2 protein-coding genes are annotated in these 872 nt (G+C 40.0%); both read left to right on the plus strand.

Going from position 1 to position 872, the window contains the following annotated elements; genetic code table 11:
* Nucleotides 1–213 precede the first annotated feature (213 nt).
* On the plus strand, nucleotides 214–384 hold the full coding sequence (locus ACOI1C_RS22630) for a hypothetical protein (protein WP_422512892.1): 171 nt from the start codon (nucleotides 214–216) through the stop codon (nucleotides 382–384).
* Between the two features lie 57 nt (nucleotides 385–441).
* Nucleotides 442–872 (plus strand): reverse transcriptase domain-containing protein (locus ACOI1C_RS22635; protein ID WP_422512893.1); only part of this gene is annotated, 431 nt, incomplete at its 3' end.

The following is an 872-nucleotide window of genomic DNA, read 5'->3' on the forward strand; positions in this document are numbered from 1 at the left end:
TTTCAGTCGAAAAAGGTTAGTCGCAAGAAGTCAGCAGAAAGCCATAGTAATGAACTATAATTCATGAAGGGCTGAACAATTTATAGTGTTTCAACGCCACGAATGCGTAAGTGACGAACTCCGAATGCGTTAATGGTGAAAGTATGAGCGTATCTCAGAGGGTAACCAAAATAGAGCAATCACTTACAACGTGAGAGGAAAGGAGAAACGAGTGTGGAACTTTTAGAACGGATTCTAAGTAATCAAAATATGAATGAAGCCTACTTACGTGTCTACAAAAATAAAGGTGCAAGTGGGGTCGATGGAGTAACAGTCGACGAACTAAAGCAATATCTGAAAGAGAACAAGGATGTACTGCGTCAGCGCATTAGAACAAGAAAATAGCAACCACAAGCTGCCTTAAGAGTGGAGACCCCAAAAGAAAATGGAAAGATGCGCAAATTGGGAATACCAACAGTAGTGGATAGAGTAGTTCAACAAGCCATTCATCAAGTGCTCAGTCCGATATTTGAAAAACAGTTCAGTGAATTCAGCTACGGCTTTAGACCAAGAAGAAGCTATGAGATGGCGATTATAAAAAGTTTGGAATTTCTGAATGATGAACACGATTGGGTAGTGGACATTGACCTTGAAAGATTCTTCGATACAGTCCACCACGATAAACTCATGAGAATCATATCCAACACAATAGACGACGGAGATATTATCTCGCTAATAAGAAAATACTTAGTCAGTGGAGTCATGGTGAAGGGAAAATATGAAGAAACACCAGTTGGGACTCCGCAAGGAGGTAACCTCAGTCCGTTATTGAGTAATATTATTTTGAATGAACTCGATAAGGAACTAGAAAGTAGAGGACTCCGATTCGTGAG

The organism is Bacillus sp. DJP31 (genome assembly GCF_049310945.1).
In the GTDB taxonomy this organism is placed as follows: Bacteria; Bacillota; Bacilli; order Bacillales; family SA4; genus Bacillus_BS.